The sequence below is a fragment of the Mesorhizobium sp. M7A.F.Ca.ET.027.03.2.1 genome, assembly GCF_003999175.1.
Lineage (GTDB): Bacteria > Pseudomonadota > Alphaproteobacteria > Rhizobiales > Rhizobiaceae > Mesorhizobium.
Map to the genome: position 1 here is coordinate 1 of NZ_RZOM01000023.1, position 15,354 is coordinate 15,354.

Below are 15,354 nucleotides of genomic sequence, written 5' to 3' on the forward strand. Positions count from 1 at the left end.
GTGCGCGGTATTGACCTCCACATCCGCGACGGCGAGTTCACCGTTCTGGTTGGTCCGTCCGGCTGCGGCAAGAGCACCCTGTTGAGGACCATCGCCGGACTGGAGGAGAGTTCACAAGGCACGATCGAGATCGGCGGCGAGGTGGTCAATGATTTCAGGCCGCGCGACCGCGACGTGGCAATGGTGTTCCAAGATTATGCGCTCTATCCGCATATGAGCGTGGCCAAGAACATTGGCTTCGGCCTCAAGGCTCGCAAGATGCCGAAGCCAGAGGTGGAGATGCGCGTTGCCGAGGCGGCGCGCATGCTTGGCATCACTCCCTTGCTGGGGCGTTTTCCGCGCCAACTGTCCGGTGGCCAGCGCCAGCGCGTCGCCATCGGCCGCGCCATAGTCCGCAACCCCCGCATCTTTTTGTTCGACGAGCCGCTGTCCAATCTCGACGCACAGCTTCGCGACGAAATGCGCGGCGAGATCAAACGCCTTCACCAGGACATTGCCACAACGATGATCTACGTCACCCATGACCAGATCGAAGCAATGACGTTGGCTGACCGCATCGTGCTGATGCGCGACGGCCTGATAGAGCAGCAGGGCGCGCCACTCGAGTTGTTCGAGCGCCCAGCCTCGACCTTCGTCGCTGGGTTCCTGGGTTCGCCGCGGATGAGCTTCCTGCCAGGCACCCTTGCCTTGGAGGGAAGCACCGCCGCCATCCGGCTCGCGGACGCACTGCTGCCTTTAGCGCCCGGCAGGGGGCTGCAGGGCGTCGCAGACGGACAGAAGGTGCTGCTCGGGTTGAGACCGGAGCACCTCACTCGTGCGCACACTGCCACGCCGGCGCAGGGCACGTTTCGCTATGAGGCAACAATCGACCTGCTGCAGCCGACCGGCTCGCGCAGCTACGCGACATTCCGACTTGCGGGTGCGCCGGTGATGGCGGAGTTGCAGGCGCACGACGTCAGCCGTCCTGGGGAGAAGCTGGCGATCGACATCAACATGAAACGGGCATCGATCTTCGACGCCACGACGGAGCGGGCACTTTGACCTCGACAGCTTCTCTGGCAGTCCGCTTGTGTGGCACCGAACAGCTCGAGGAACCGCCGCGCACACTGCGCGCCGGCTCCCTGTCGCTCGCGTTCGACAATGGGGCGTTGCGTTACATCCGCATTGGGACGATCGAGGTTTTGCGCGGAATCTCGTTCCTTGTACGGGACGAAAACTGGGGAACATGTACCCCCGTTCTCGATGATCTGCGGATCGACGAGAGGCCGGATGCGTTCGCCATTGAATACCGTGGAACATGTGCCGCAACATCGGGCCGCCTGGTTTACCGGGCCCGGATCTCGGGCAGTAGCGATGGCGCACTGTCGTTTGTGGCAGAAGCAGAGCCCGAGACCGACCTTTTGACCAACCGGACCGGCTTCGTCGTGCTGCATCCGATCGCGGCTTTGGCCGGCAAGCCGGTGAGGGTGCTGCATCAGGATGGTCTCGAAAGGCTTTCGCTTTTTCCAGACGTTATTGATCCTGAATGTCCGTTTACTGACGTGCGCGCGTTGTCGCATGAGATCGCGCCTGGGATCTGGGCCACCTGCACCATGGATGGTGATGCCTTTGAGATGGAGGACCAACGCAACTGGTCTGATGCCTCCTATAAGACCTATGTTCGTCCCCTGCGTCGCCCGTGGCCCTACAGACTGCCCAAGGGTGAGAAATTCACGCAGGCCGTCCGGCTTCATGTGTCGGGGACGCTTTGTAGGGGGACGTCTGAAAACCCCAACCCACCGATCAACGTGACAATTGGCGGACCGGCCGGCCGAGTGCCTCGCATTGGCGTCGGCGTCGCCGCCGGGGAAGCCAGGCACGCCCTTGAAACCTCCGATCTAATTCGGCAATTGGCTCCGCAGTGGATGGTCTGCCAGGTCGATCTCCGTCTCGGCCACGGTCACGATGAACTTGAACGCTACGCAGCGCTGACCCGGTTGATCGGGGCAAGCGTCGTACTGGAGATCATAACCAGGGGAACGCTGGATCCGTTCGGCGAGTTGAAGCCGGTCGCGGACGCTGTCCGTCGCCTCGGCCTCGCTCCAGAGGCTGTCTGCGTCTTTCCGGCGCAGGACATGAAATCGGTACAGCCGGGAGCAACATGGCCGGCGATGCCAAGCTTCCACGAAAACTACTCCGCGGCGCGCCGGGCTTTCCCGGGTGTAACGCTGGGCGGCGGCATGGCCGCGTACTTCACCGAGCTCAATCGCAAGCGCCCGCCAGGAGAGGCGCTCGACTACGCGACCTTCACCACCTGTCCAAGCGTGCACGCTGCAGACGATGTGTCGGTGATGGAGACGCTTGAAGTCATTCCCCATCTGATCCGCTCTGCCCGTGCCTTCATGGGCGAACGCTTGCCGCTGCGTGTGGGCCCCAGTCAACTCGGCTGCCGCGAGAACCCTTACGGAGCCTCCACGGCGCAGAACGAAGCGAACGGTCGCGTCTGCCTCACCCGCATCGATCCTCGCCAGCGCGGGCTATTCAATGCGGCTTGGATCGTCGGCTATTTCGCGGCCTGCGCCCGCGAGGGCATCGAAGCCGTCGCCTTCGGTGACTTCACCGGCCCATTTGGTTTCGTCTACAGGAGAGGCAATTTCGCGCAGCCGTGGTTCGACCAACAGGATGGCCCAATGGTGTATCCCGCTTTCCATATCATGGCAGGCCTATCAAAGCTCGGTGGCGCCAGTCTGCTGTCGGTGGGAACTTCCGGAATTGACAGCATCGCGGCGATCGCCGCCGAAAAAAACGGGAGCACGACGCTTTGGCTTTCTAACCTTACTGCCAAGAGGCAATCCGTGCGGCTTTCGGGTATGCCGGTCGGCGCGCGCATTTGTCTTCTTTCTGCCGACCATTTCGAGCGGGCGGCCGCCGATCCGAACTTCATGGGAGGGTTCGGACGACAGTTGGATGAGCAATTAATTCTGGACGCCTACGCTGTGGCGCGGGTCGATCTGCACGGTTCGTGTTCGATTTAGCCCCGCGTAGGTGGATTGAGGCGTTGATCGCCCGACGCTTCGCAGCCGAAACCGCTGAAACCGGGCTCGGCCAAGGTTTCGCTGAAGACTATTCTGGAAAGTCCGGAAGGGCGCTGATCCACATTACTAAATAGCTGCTAAAAACAAAAGTAGCATAACATGCATACTGGTACGTCTGGAATTATCTGGCATTTCACGGGTTTACCACTCCGGAATTATGGGATCGCTTGTGGAAGAACCGGTCGACCGGCCGTGGAACGATTTTTTGGCCCATCGGTCAATCTGACGCCAGGCGGCCACCAGGGCGCCGGTCCGACTTTCTGCCGATCAGCCCCAAGCGCCCGCTGACCGGCCCGCCTACCTGATCGTCATCACGACGCACGAAACGGACACGAGTAGCGGCAAAACGAACGGGCTCCGCGAAGTGCACCTGTAGCCCTTTTGTTCGGATAGCTGGTAACGGGGTCAAAAGGGGGTTGGCTACTGCGCCATTCAGTAGGGCGGCACGTCCGGACGAGACTGGGGCAAGGCAATCTCTCCAGGGCGTACCATCACATAATCCTCGAAATGATAAGGGCCCATCTGCACAGGCTCCAAGCTCTCGACGGTGAAGCCTTGCGACTTGTAGAACGCGATGGCTGTCTCATTGCGATCGCTTACGTAGAGGGCCTGCGGGTGCTGCCTCCCGTAATGGTCTCTGATCGTCGCGATAAGCTGCTTTCCCAGCCCCATGCCTCGAACGGACGGCAGCAGGTAAAGCTTTTTGATCCACAGCCGCCCGTCTTTCAAGTAGGCCGACGCATAGCCAATATCTTTCCCGTCAACCGAGGCGATCCAGTACAGGTGGCCTCGCTCGCGCATGTCCGCGCCAAGCGTGTTAAGCGAATACATGTCCGCTACCATTGGTGGGATCAGGTCGGCGCCGATCAACGGCGCATAGTGCGCTGGCCAGATGATCAGAGCCAGATCCCGGACCCGGTTCAGACCTGCCGCGTCGATCTGTGTAATATCGGCGTTCGCCACGTGCCCAACCCCTGTGAAATCCATTGCCCCGGCTGAACATTACGCAATGCAAACGCGTTCGCAAGGCAGGGTTCATAGAGGGCGGCCGGCGCCAAGGGTTGGGAGTTATGGGTCTCGACGCCGGCCAAGCGGACGCTCAGGCCCGCCGCCTATCCTAAATGGCCGATTCGTGGGCGTGCCGTTATGGTGCGATCGCGGCAGGGAACCCCGTTGACCAATGCTTGCGCCACTCCAATTCCCGCAGACGATCAAGCCTACAGAATTCGCTGATTGTCCTAGTTTAATTCTCCGGCCGGGGCGCTCAGCGAGAGCGAATGCCTGCAGGTTCCTGACCTTGACGGTTTCCTGATCCGCATTGGCATAATCGAGTAGAACGCCGCTCTGGCGATATCCTTGTTGGCCGTTTTGGGATGCTCTTTCGAGCAGCCTTGAAGAGTGCTTGGGCGACATCTCCGGCGTGACCATCTCGTAAGGGTTTCGCTAATCGCACGCGTCTCACTCGCCTTCAAGACAAGTTCCTCTGCCCAGGCGCGCTGCCACCACATCAATGACCAATGCTTTGAGCCAACAAATATAGGTCTCAATATGTGAAAAGCCCCACCGGCAGGGAGCTGAGGGGGCTTGCCCTAGGAGGAGGTCGCGCTTTGGCGTTCATGCTCACCACCGGAAAGTTACGACGACAATGTGGCAACGGATGTCTGTTTCGGGCGCGGTTCGGCGAAATTTCCGCCAGCGTCCCGGATTCTCGCGGCGGTCCGGGCTCTTCTCGCGCGGCTTCTCACACTTCGCGCGCTATCGAACCGCAAGTCCAAGCACCTGGCTGGGCGCTCGGGACGGCCCAGCACGAGCGCTCAGGAAACTCTCGTTGCATTCCTGCTGGGCGCTGCGGCCGGTGCTGTTGCGGTCGCCGATGATGAGCTGCGGCATACCTTCATCACCTGGTTGCGCGTCAATGTGAAATACCGATTTTCACTCTGTTGGGGCCTCGACGCTTTTTTGCTGGCCGGAGCGCTGACTAGAAGGAGAGGTGAACGGCGGCCTTGCGCCTAATAAAGGTCGTCAAAGCCCAACTCGACGTTCGTCAGAAGCGGACCTTGAGAGCGCCTGCAGAAGGCACCGGGGGGCAGTACTATCACACCCTCAGCACAAGTGCCCCGGTTGTCCTCCTAGCCTCGAGGTCGCGATGAGCGTCGGCAGCCCGTGCCAGATCATATTGCCTGGGCGCGCCGATCTTGATCACACCTTGGCGCAAAGCTGCGAAAAACCGGTTGATGTGAGGACCAAGCTTTTCGGGGCTGTCCGTGTAATGGGCGTAGTTCGGACGGGAAATGGTGATCGACTTCGAAGAGAACCTACCGATGTCCCAATTTCCCACAGGTCCCGAGGCCTGACCGAAACTGACGAGATGGCCACGGATACCCAATGCGGCCAACGATCCACCGAACGTGTCATTGCCGACGGCGTCATAGGCGACATCTGCGCCCTTGCCTTCGGTCAAACGCATGACGGCCTCGGCGAAATTCTCTCTGGAGTAGACGATCACGTGATGGGCGCCGAGGCGTTCCACGATCCGGGCCTTGTCGTCGCTCGAGACGGTGGCGATCACCGTCGCGCCGAGATGGCGTGCCCATTGCATCAGCAACTGGCCGACCCCGCCAGCTGCCGCATGGATGAGCACGAAGGACCCGGGCTTCACGGGATAGACGTCGTGGAGCAGGAAGCTCGCGGTAATGCCTTTCAACAGACCTGCCGCGGCAGTTGCATCGGCAATATCGTCCGACAAGTGAACCAAAAGGTCCGGTGCCATGTTGCGTCGTTCGCAGTATGAGCCGACCGGCGGGCATGCGTAAGCAATCCGGTCGCCGACTGAAAAGCCCGAAACTTCGGGGCCGACCGCTGCAATGACGCCTGCGGCTTCCATGCCTGGAACGGCTGGCGGCTGCAGGAGATCGAAATAGCCGGTCCTGCAATAGACGTCGATGAAGTTGACCCCAATGAATGTGTGACGGATCTGGACCTCGCCACGCGATGGCGGCGCCAAGCCGATCTCCGCAAGCCGCAGAACCTCCGGTCCTCCGTGGCGCTCGACGAGGATCGCTTTGGTCCGTGTGCCCTGGGCGCTGGCTCCAGGTGGCTCCAGCTGGCGCCTCTCGGGGATCAACTCCGGCACTGGTTGCTGTGACCTAGCCTGGGTTGGGTCGCCAATAGGCCTTCCGTTCAAGAGCCGGCGGACCGCCTCAAAACCGGCGAGGTAGATGCCTTCAGTAACCAGCTTGACGAGTTCATCACGGCGATGCGCTGGCGGATGAAACTCTGATGACCATTCCCAGAAGGTGGCGTTGCCGTCCGTTACCGGCTTCAGCCGGATCGACGCGACATACCCCATCAAGGGCAACGGCGCTTCCAGCAGGCAGTAGCTCAGCCGTCGATCCTTGTCGGACAATGCCAGGAGTTGTTCGCGCAGTTCGCTGCCATCCGCAAGCCGGAAATGGCGCACGGCGCCGATCGCATCGGCCGCATCACCGCCCTCGATCTCGCTGAAGGAAATTGCCGGATGCCAGCGCTCATGCCCGTTAAAATCGCGCAGAACAGACCAGACGTCCTGGACAGGCGCGTTGATGATCGTGCTCTGGCAAACCTTGACCATTCGTCGATGTCAGCGCGCGAAGCGCTGTTTGAGCGCCGTGAAGGCGCTCTGGAATACGCCCGTGCCGATCTGCTGCATCAATACGCTTTCACGCTCGGGTGCACAGTCGAACTCGGCCTGCCATTCGGCGAACGTCATGTTGCCGTCGGTGACAGGGGTCAGGGAGAGTGTGGCTATGTAGTTCTCGATCCCCATAGGGCTTTCCAGCATCGCATAGCTGCAGGATAGGTCGTAGTCAGACAGAGCCAGCAGTTTCTCCCTGATCCGGCCGCCGTCCTTCAGCGTGAAATTGCGAATGCAGCCGATCTGGTCCGGATGCGCGTTCTGTTCGATGCGGCTCTCCGCTACGAACGGCGTCCAGCTTGGCAAGCCATTGAAGCTTCGGACAAGTTTCCAGACTTCCACAGCTGGCGCATTGATCGTCGACGACACATAGATCTTCGGCATTGGGTAACCCTACGGCTTCACTGGTCGCGATCGTCATCGTCGGTTTCCTTGCCGCTCTTTGCTTTGCCTTTCTTGTCGCGGCTGAGGCTGGCTATGTCCTTGGCGTCTCGCAAAACGTCCGTCATGCGGCCGAGCGATCCGCCCTCGATGCCGATCTCCTTCATCAGATTGTCGATCATCGGCGCCTGCACCCTGTAACGCAGCGCTGAATCGATGACCTCGTCGGTGACGTTGCGGCTGCCGCCCTGGCCACCGTTGATGCCCTCGACATGCAGGATCTTGATGCCTTCGATCTTCTCCATCGGCTTGACGCTCTCGCGGATGATGCCTTCCATATGGTCCAGCAACTTGCCGCGCAGGCGCCCCGCGCGGGCTTCGTCGGAAAGCAGGTTCTCGGCCTCGTTGAGCTGCCTGTGACCGGCGGCGTCGACCTCGTAGCGCTGGGCTGCGGCCAGGGCATGGATCTTCTCCGCTTCCGCCGAAGCGACAGCAGCGATCTTCTGCGCTTCCGCCAGGCTCTTGGCCGCCTTCATCTCGGCGTCGGCGGCCGAGGTGATGCGCAGGGCATCGCGCTCGGCTTCCCGGGCGGCGCCGATGAGATCGGTCAGCTTGCGGCGCTCGGCAATCTCGCGCTCACGGGCGGTGAAGGCCTGTTCCTCCGCCTGAATGGCCTTTGCACGAACGGCTTCCGATGCGGCGATCGCGGACGAACGCTCCTGTGTTTTCTTGGCGATGTCGATAGCCTTCTGGATCTCGGCGATCTCGATCTTCTGGTCGCGATCGACACCGAGCTGGCGCATGTCGCGATCCTTGATCAAGCGGGCCTCCTCAATGCCGCGCTCGGTGGTGATGCGGGCGCGTTCCACCTCTTCGCCGGCAGAAATCTCGGCTTCCTCGAACGCTTGGCGCTTGGCGATCTGCAACGCTTCAAGGTGGCGCTCGCGAGCGATCCTCACCTCGTCAATGGCGCGCTCCTGCGCGATGCGCGCGGTTTCCGTGGCCTGGTTCTCAACAATCTCGGCGCGGCGCTTTTCAGCCTCTGCCTTCGTGACTTCCAGCGCCTTCTCTGCCAACGCGATCTGTCGCTCAAGCTCCGCGATCTCGAGCACCTTTTTGCGCTCGATCTCCAGTCCGCTCTGCGCGCCTTCGCGCTCGATGCGGGCCTTTTCCAGCGACAATTCCAGGGCGATCTGCTCCCGCTCTGTCAATTCGCGCATTTTCATCTCAGTTTCATCGAGGGATCGGCGGCGGGCGATCTCGCGCCGCTGTGTGTCCTCTTCGCTCTTGATACGCTCTTCCGTGATGTTCCTTTCCTGATTCAGCCGGGATTTTTCGACGGCTTCGCGCGAGGACAACTGCGCCTGTTCCGATTCCTGGTCGCGGAGCGCGCGCTCTATGGCCAGCTCAGAACGTTGCGACGCACGACGGATTTCGACCTCGCGCTCCTGTTCGAGCCGGGCATATTCGGTGTCACGGTCGATCTCCAAAACCTTGCGCTGCGTATCGAGGTTCTGGTTGCGGATATCGACGAGGGTGCGCTGTTCAATCTCGTTGCGCATCCGGCGGCGAGTTTCGATGGATTCCGTCAGTTGCGTCAGACCCTCGGCATCGAAAGCGTTGGACGGATCGAAATACTCAAGGCTGGTCTGGTCGAGGTCGACGATAGCGACACTCTCAAGTTCGAGGCCGTTTGCGGCTAGCGATTCGGAGGCAAGCGTGCGCACCTTGGCCGCATAGTCGCCGCGCAACTCGTGCATTTCCTCCAGGCTCATCTGCGCAGCGATCGTGCGCATAGCGCCAGCGAATTTTCCCTCAAGCAATTCGCGCAGGCTTTCAGGCTGCAATGTGCGTCGACCAAGTGTTTGCGCGGCGGCGGCGACCAATTCGCGGCTTGCTCCGACCCGCACGAAGAACTCGGCGATCAGGTCGACGCGCATCCGGTTCTTGGTGATCAACGCGTGAGCGTCTTCGCGACGCACCTCGATGCGCAGCACGTTCATGTTGACGGGAGTTATTTCGTGCAGGACCGGTATGACGAAAGCGCCGCCATTGACGACCACTTTCTCGCCCATGAAACCGGTTCGCACGAACGCAGTTTCCTTGGTGGAGCGGCGATACAGCCATCGCAGGATATAGACAGCAATCACGACGATGATCGCGGCGACGATCAACCACAAAAGGAACGTGCCAAAAGTCTGCGCGGCCATTTTTCTACCCTCCCAAACAGGATGCGATCGACCGAAGCCGACCGGCTTGATTTTCTTGAAGCTGTCGAACTGCAGATCGGGTCATGCGCGCCTCTGCAGTTTCGGTCCGATTGCATGGAATGCAGTGATCACCGCATCGATGAATGGCGCATCGTTGATGTTGGATCGGACCCGCTGAACCACACGCAGTGAGGTCTGGCGCACGGTTTTCTGGATCGCCTCGAACAGCGCATTGTCGGCTTCCGGATCGTGGAATGGCTGGCCGGGTGCGTCGAGCATCGAGACGCCGCCTTCGGGCAGGAGAAAGCGCACAGGCCCGTTCATGGAATTCAGCCGCGCGCCGATCCATTCGCCAAACTGCCGGTTTTCGTCCCTGGTGGTGCGCATCAGGGTGACGTTGGGATTGTGGACGACGAACTTCCGACTTTTGAATTTCTCCGGCACACTGTCGCGCGGACCGAAATTGACCATGTCTAGCGCGCCGGTGGATCCGACATAGGGCAAGCCCGTGCGTATCGCCGCACCGAAGCGATCGTCGCTTGCCGGGAACACGCCGCCGACCACCATGTCGGCTATTTCAGTCGTTGTCAGGTCGATGAAGGCCGACAGCATTCGGGAATCGGCGAGGTTCTCCATGGCCCGGCCACCAATGCCTGTCGCGTGGAAAACCAGGCAGTCATAATCCGCTTCCAAACGTTTGGTCACGGCCTGCACTGCGGGTGTGGTGACGCCAAACATGGTGATGCCGACAGCCGGACGTGCCAGCTTTCGTTTGGCCTCCCAGGCTTCGCCGGAAGGCAACTGTGCGACCATACCCGCCATAGCGTGCGCAGCGTTGCCCAGGACGGCCTCGGTGATCGAGTTGAGGCCCTGAACATCTGCGACCGAGTGGAACATCATGATATCGGCGCCACCGACATATTTGCCGACGTCGCCGGCTGCGACAGTGGACACCATCAGTTTGGGGATGCCTACCGGCAGGGCGCGCATACCGGCGGTGGCCATAGTCGTTCCACCTGAGCCGCCGGCTGAAATCACCCCGCCGAGGCGTGGCTCGCGTTCGATCCAGCGGGCAAAGGCCTCGGCCATTGCCGCGACCGAGCTACCGCGGTCATTCGAAAACACCGCCGCCGATCCTCGCGCATGCATGCCTGCGACCTGCATAGCGGGAACGTCCGCGCTCGACGGTCTTCCCGAGGTGGAGAGGTCGACTGTGCGAACGGGGATCCCCAGCGATTTCAGACGATCGGCCACGAACCGCAGTTCCTTCGCCTTCGTGTCGAACGTTCCGGCGACAAGAACGGTGCGGCCGATCCGCTCGGCGAAGGGGATGGCGAAGACCTTTTTCAGTTCGTCTCGAGGATTGTGTTTTTCGACTGCCGCTTGGCGCATGGCTGCAACCGGCACGTTCCACCGGTTTGGCAGCTCAGTGACCGGACGAAAGACCCCATTCTGAACCACCGGCTCTGTGCGTGTGCCTGCCCGATCAATGCGGTAGACCTCCGCCAGTTGCTCTTGCGCTTCGGCAATTGCGGCTGGAGAAACAGCAGGTTCATCGGAGTGGCGGCCAACGCCGAGCAGGCGTTGCTGCAAGTCGCGATCGGCAGCAAGAGCCGAGGCTTCCATGACCCGGTTGATGCGCCCGTTGACCATGATCGCGACGCGGTCCGACACCGCCGTTGCAACACCGATATTCTGTTCGATGACGAGGATCGCCATCTCGCCTTCTTCCGCCAGGCTGACGAGCATGCGCTCGACCTGTTCGACAATGACCGGCGCCAGCCCTTCGGTCGGCTCATCCATGACCAGCAGTTTAGGGTCGCTCAGCAGCGCACGCGAAATGGCCAGCATCTGCTGCTCGCCACCCGACAGTTGAGAGCCGCCATTGCTCTTGCGTTCCGCCAGGCGCGGAAAGGTCTGGTAGACACGCTCGACCGTCCAGTTGGCGTCGCGTTTCGACGACATCCGCAAATGCTCATCCACGGACAGGCTTGGCCAGACTCGCCTGCCTTGCGGGACGTAGCCGACGCCGAGGCGGTGGATCTCGTGCGGTTCGAGCGATGATATCTCTCGACCGTTGACTCGAATGGAACCGGATTGTGCGCGCTTCAGGCCAGTGATGGTGTTGCACAGTGTCGTCTTGCCCATGCCATTGCGGCCGACGACCGACAACACGCCGGTTTCCAAAGTCAGCGAGACGCCCTGCAGCGCATGACTTTGGCCATAGTAGACCTGAAGGTCCTCGATCTTGAGAACCGCCTTGCCTGAGGAAGCGGCGCGCTCAGCCATGCTTGCCTCCAAGGTAGATTTCCTGGACCTCAGGATCGGCCTCGATCTCCTGGGGCGTGCCTTCCTTGAACAGTCGGCCATTGTGCATCATCGAGACATATTCGGAGACACGAAGCGCCACGTCGAGATCATGCTCGATGATGACATAGCCGATGTGCTTGGGAAGGCCGTTCAGGATCGCAACCAGATCACGGCGCTCTGTCGGGGACAGACCGGCTGCGGGTTCGTCGAACAGTATGAAACGCGGTGCGCCGGCGAGCGCCAGAGCGATCTCCAGCTGTCTTTGCTGACCATGGCTTAGCGTCGCCACCAACGCGTCGCGGTCGCCGTCCAGATGCACGGCGTGGAGGATCGACTCGGCCTGAACCCTGTTGACGTCATTCAACCGCGGCCGAAGCAATGAGAACCGGCGGCGCGACACTCCACGGCACGCTAGGAAGATCGAATCCAGAACCGACAGCCCCTTGAACAGCTGCGAAATCTGGTAGGTCCGCCGCAAGCCACGCCTGATGCGTTCATGTGCGGGCAGATCGGTTATGTCTTCGCCGAAGAAACGGATGCGCCCTGCGGTTGGCAAGAAGTCGCCGGTCACCGCGTTGAAAAGCGTCGTCTTGCCGGCGCCGTTGGAGCCGAGGACCGCGCGCCGTTCACCGGCCGCGATCCTCATATTGATGCCGGAGAGCGCCACCAGAGCACCGAAGTGACGCGCGACGCCGTCCAGTTCCAGTGCGTAAGCACCGGTTCCTTGCAGACGGGAAGCCATGTCATTCTCGGCCACTGGCGCGCGCTCCTGCGTTCGACCGATTATGGGCAGCTCGGATTGTCGCGGCTCACCGCGCCCAGCGCAGTGAAGTCCGCTTCAGCGATGCCGAGTGTCTGGTTTACCTGCGGAACCACTTTGATCAGCTTGTTCAACAGCGTCCCGTCTTCGTTTTCAGTCACCTCCGTCAGGAAGATGTCGGCAATCGCATTGCGGTTCTTGTCGAGCGAAACCTTGCCCGTCGGCGTCTCAAAAGAGAGCAACGAAAGGGTTTCGCGGAGCTTCGCACCACCATCCGACACATCGCCACCGACCTTGTCGAGGCCAAGCAGCGCGGCTTTCATGTTGATGTAGTAGGCGTGGGCAAACAGCGACGGCGACGGGAATGCACCTGGCTGCTTTTTGTAAGCCTCGACAAACTTGGTCCAGGAAGGGTTGTCATTCGTGTCGGCCGTCGGACCGGCCGAAGGCGTTCCAACGAGCACGTCACGCAGCTTGCCCTTGGCCGTGAGCACTGTCTGATCGACAGTGATCGAGCCACCGATCAGCGGGGCCGCACCGCCGGACTGCTGGTATTGAGTCAGGAAGTTCACGGCATCTGCACCGCCAAGTGCCACATAGATTGCGTCGACATTGTCGGGGATGGCAGCGATGACCGAGGAGAAATCCTTGTTGCCGATCGGCACCCAGGACTTCGACGGCACGTGTCCACCTGCCTTGCAGAATTCAGCCATGAAGCCGAACACCTGCGTGTAGGGAAACGAATAGTCCTCCGCGACGGTTGCTACGGTCTTGTAGCCCTTGTCCTTGAAGGCGTAAGTGCCGAGGCCTGCCATCCACTGCGCGCCATCGGTTCCAAAGCGGAAGAAGTTCGGGGCAGGATCCCGGAAAGTCGTGTCCTGGGCAGCAGAGGCGCCATTCAGGAACGTGACGGTCGGCTGGGTCTTGGCATAGTCCTTGACGGCCAGGCCTTCGTCACCAGAAAGCGGGCCGATCAGAACCTTGACGCCATCCTGTTCGACCAGCTTGCGGGCTGCGCGCACCGCACTGTCGGGCGACGCATCGGACGATCCCTTGACGATCTCGATTTTTTTGCCGGCCACGGTGCCGGCGACCTCTTCCACGGCAGTCATTGCGCCGCGCTCGCTATCTTCGCCAAGCACCGTGAAGGGCCCTTCGAAGGTCGCAAGCAGACCAATCTTGATGGTGTCGTCAGCAGCGAGAGCCAAGGACGGAGCGGTCAGTCCGCTCGCCAATGCCAAAGCCAGTAATGTGCGTCTGTGCATCTTCATTATTTCCTCCCTTGATTGACAGAGTTATGCAGTTCATTCCGCCCGGCCGTCACAGGCCGGGGCGCAAGGACTCCTGAGAAAAGTTGGGCTTGAACTTTGCCCACAACCCAAGAATTCCGTCTGGTGAAATGAAAACGATCACCAGGAAGACCAGGCCGATCAGCGTGTTGAAACGCTCGGCCCCGACGAGATCGATCGCGAACGTCTGCATCAGGACGACGACGAGGGCGCCAAGGAACGGCCCGATCGGATGCCGCAGGCCGCCAATGACAGCGATGATCAGAACATCGATTGCAGCGTCCACACCTATGGTGCCGGGCGAGACGCGGCCGTTGAACCAGACCAGGAGCACACCGGCCAAGCCACCTATGATGCCGGCCAGGAACCAGGCGAACACCTTGTGCGCGGTGACGTTGAAGCCCAGAGCGCGCATCCGGCGCGGATTGTCACGGATCGCCTGCAGGGTCAGCCCGAACGTTGACCTGGAGCCGTAGAGGATCGCGGCATAGGCGAGCACCGAGAACCCAAGGCACAGATAATAGAACGCCTTCGGATCGCGCCAGTTCACGCCCCAGAAAGCTGGGGCGCGTATGCCGGCATAGCCCGAATGACCATTGAAGATCGCGTAGTTCTGCTGCGCGAAGTAGAAGGTGGCGGTGGCAATCGCCAGCGTGATCATGATGGTGTAGATGCCTTCGGTGCGGACCGATATCCATCCGATCAGGGACGAGGCGATCGCCGCGATCAGGATCGCAACCGGGGCTGCAATCCACCACGGCCAGCCAAAGCCAAGAAGATGGCTGTTGTTGTCGCCGAAGATCGCGATGCAATAGGCAGCGATGCCGGCAACGGTGATCTGAGCCAGGCTGACCATGCCGCCGTAGCCGGCGAGCATCATCAACGACAGCCCAAGCATGCCAAAGATCAAGGAGTAGCCGCCGATCTGCGTCAGGAAGAAATCCGACGCCACCAACGGATACAGAACCAGCGCGATGCCGAGGAGAATGTGGCCCGCGCCAATTTTGTCCAGCCAGTTTGGCTGGGTTGCGACGGGCGTGGATTGGAGGCTTATGGTCATCGTGATTTGCCCATGATGCCTTGCGGCCGGATCGCAAGTGTCACGACCATGATGATGAAGGTCAGCACGACGCCATAGGTCGGGAAGTAGACGAGGCCGAGTTGCTCGGCCAGACCAATGAGAAGCGCGCCTATGGCTGCGCCTGATATCGAGCCCATCCCGCCAACGATGACAACCACGAGCGAGGCCAGCAGGTAACGAATGTCTTCGCCCGGCGCGACGGACAGCGCCGATCCGCCAACGACGCCGGCAAAGCCGGCAAGTCCGGCGCCGACCGCAAAGACGATGGCAAAGACCGCATGCACGTTGACGCCGGACGCCGAGAGCATCGCGCGGTCGTCGACGCCGGCGCGGATCATCATGCCGATGCGGGTCTTGTTCAGCATCAGCCACAGGCCGATGCCAATGACGATGGCGGCGGCCAGCACGGCTATCCGATAAAATGGGTAGGTAAGAAAGACCGATGCGCCGTTGGATCGGACTGCCGTTATAACCGGCAAGGTCACTGCACCGTCCAGCCATTCCGGCACCGCGATCTGGTAAGTGCCGCCGGCCCAGACGGCAAGCATCAGGTCGGCAGCGACAATGGAGATGCCG

The 15,354-nt window shown here is 61.0% G+C and carries 11 protein-coding genes and 1 pseudogene; 3 read left to right on the forward strand and 9 right to left on the reverse strand.

The window, feature by feature from the left end; genetic code table 11:
* The 3 genes and pseudogenes from ugpC to EN750_RS40375 form a co-directional block, all read left to right on the forward strand.
* The coding region (ugpC, locus tag EN750_RS02315; RefSeq protein WP_127395517.1) for a sn-glycerol-3-phosphate ABC transporter ATP-binding protein UgpC at positions 1-1,041 on the forward strand (1,041 nt) is incomplete at its 5' end.
* A complete protein-coding gene (locus EN750_RS02320; protein WP_127395518.1) occupies positions 1,038-3,014 on the forward strand; it encodes a hypothetical protein in 1,977 nt (658 codons plus the stop codon). The genes ugpC and EN750_RS02320, both read left to right, overlap by 4 nt.
* A gap of 27 nt (positions 3,015-3,041) precedes the next feature.
* A pseudogene (locus tag EN750_RS40375) lies at positions 3,042-3,131 on the forward strand (SAM-dependent methyltransferase); the annotation flags it as partial.
* A 375-nt stretch (positions 3,132-3,506) separates the two neighbouring features.
* Here the strand turns inward: EN750_RS40375 and EN750_RS02330 are convergent.
* The 9 genes from EN750_RS02330 to EN750_RS02375 form a co-directional block, all read right to left on the reverse strand.
* Positions 3,507-4,037 carry a GNAT family N-acetyltransferase gene (locus EN750_RS02330; protein ID WP_189526010.1) on the reverse strand — a complete coding sequence of 177 codons (531 nt, stop codon included), beginning with the start codon at positions 4,035-4,037 and terminating at the stop codon, positions 3,507-3,509.
* Positions 4,038-5,169: 1,132 nt separating this feature from the next.
* Positions 5,170-6,684, reverse strand: coding sequence for a zinc-binding dehydrogenase (locus EN750_RS02340; protein WP_127395520.1), 1,515 nt, complete (start codon positions 6,682-6,684; stop codon positions 5,170-5,172).
* Positions 6,685-6,693: 9 nt separating this feature from the next.
* Positions 6,694-7,131, reverse strand: a complete 438-nt coding sequence (locus EN750_RS02345) for an SRPBCC family protein (RefSeq protein ID WP_127395521.1) — start codon at positions 7,129-7,131, stop codon at positions 6,694-6,696.
* Between the two features lie 17 nt (positions 7,132-7,148).
* Positions 7,149-9,338: a flotillin family protein gene (locus EN750_RS02350; RefSeq protein ID WP_127395522.1), complete on the reverse strand. Its 2,190-nt coding sequence runs from the start codon at positions 9,336-9,338 to the stop codon at positions 7,149-7,151.
* An 81-nt stretch (positions 9,339-9,419) separates the two neighbouring features.
* A complete protein-coding gene (locus tag EN750_RS02355; protein ID WP_127395523.1) occupies positions 9,420-11,627 on the reverse strand; it encodes an ABC transporter permease in 2,208 nt (735 codons plus the stop codon).
* Positions 11,620-12,390, reverse strand: a complete 771-nt coding sequence (locus EN750_RS02360; protein WP_127395526.1) for an ABC transporter ATP-binding protein — start codon at positions 12,388-12,390, stop codon at positions 11,620-11,622. Before EN750_RS02360 ends, EN750_RS02355 begins: the two co-directional genes overlap by 8 nt.
* Positions 12,391-12,431: 41 nt before the next feature.
* Positions 12,432-13,679, reverse strand: coding sequence for an ABC transporter substrate-binding protein (locus EN750_RS02365; RefSeq protein ID WP_127395524.1), 1,248 nt, complete (start codon positions 13,677-13,679; stop codon positions 12,432-12,434).
* Positions 13,680-13,728: 49 nt separating this feature from the next.
* Positions 13,729-14,757 (reverse strand): branched-chain amino acid ABC transporter permease, encoded by a 1,029-nt coding sequence (locus tag EN750_RS02370; protein WP_127395525.1) that lies wholly within the window; start codon positions 14,755-14,757, stop codon positions 13,729-13,731.
* The coding region (locus EN750_RS02375; RefSeq protein ID WP_145967368.1) for a branched-chain amino acid ABC transporter permease at positions 14,754-15,354 on the reverse strand (601 nt) is incomplete at its 5' end. The genes EN750_RS02375 and EN750_RS02370, both read right to left, overlap by 4 nt.

Coding starts and splice junctions, on each gene's coding strand:
- EN750_RS02340 (WP_127395520.1), bottom strand. CDS start 6,684: ATGGTCAAGGTTTGCCAGAGCACGATCATCAACGCGCCTGTCCAGGAC.
- EN750_RS02345 (WP_127395521.1), bottom strand. CDS start 7,131: ATGCCGAAGATCTATGTGTCGTCGACGATCAATGCGCCAGCTGTGGAA.
- EN750_RS02350 (WP_127395522.1), bottom strand. CDS start 9,338: ATGGCCGCGCAGACTTTTGGCACGTTCCTTTTGTGGTTGATCGTCGCC.
- EN750_RS02355 (WP_127395523.1), bottom strand. CDS start 11,627: ATGGCTGAGCGCGCCGCTTCCTCAGGCAAGGCGGTTCTCAAGATCGAG.
- EN750_RS02360 (WP_127395526.1), bottom strand. CDS start 12,390: ATGGCTTCCCGTCTGCAAGGAACCGGTGCTTACGCACTGGAACTGGAC.
- EN750_RS02365 (WP_127395524.1), bottom strand. CDS start 13,679: ATGAAGATGCACAGACGCACATTACTGGCTTTGGCATTGGCGAGCGGA.
- EN750_RS02370 (WP_127395525.1), bottom strand. CDS start 14,757: ATGACCATAAGCCTCCAATCCACGCCCGTCGCAACCCAGCCAAACTGG.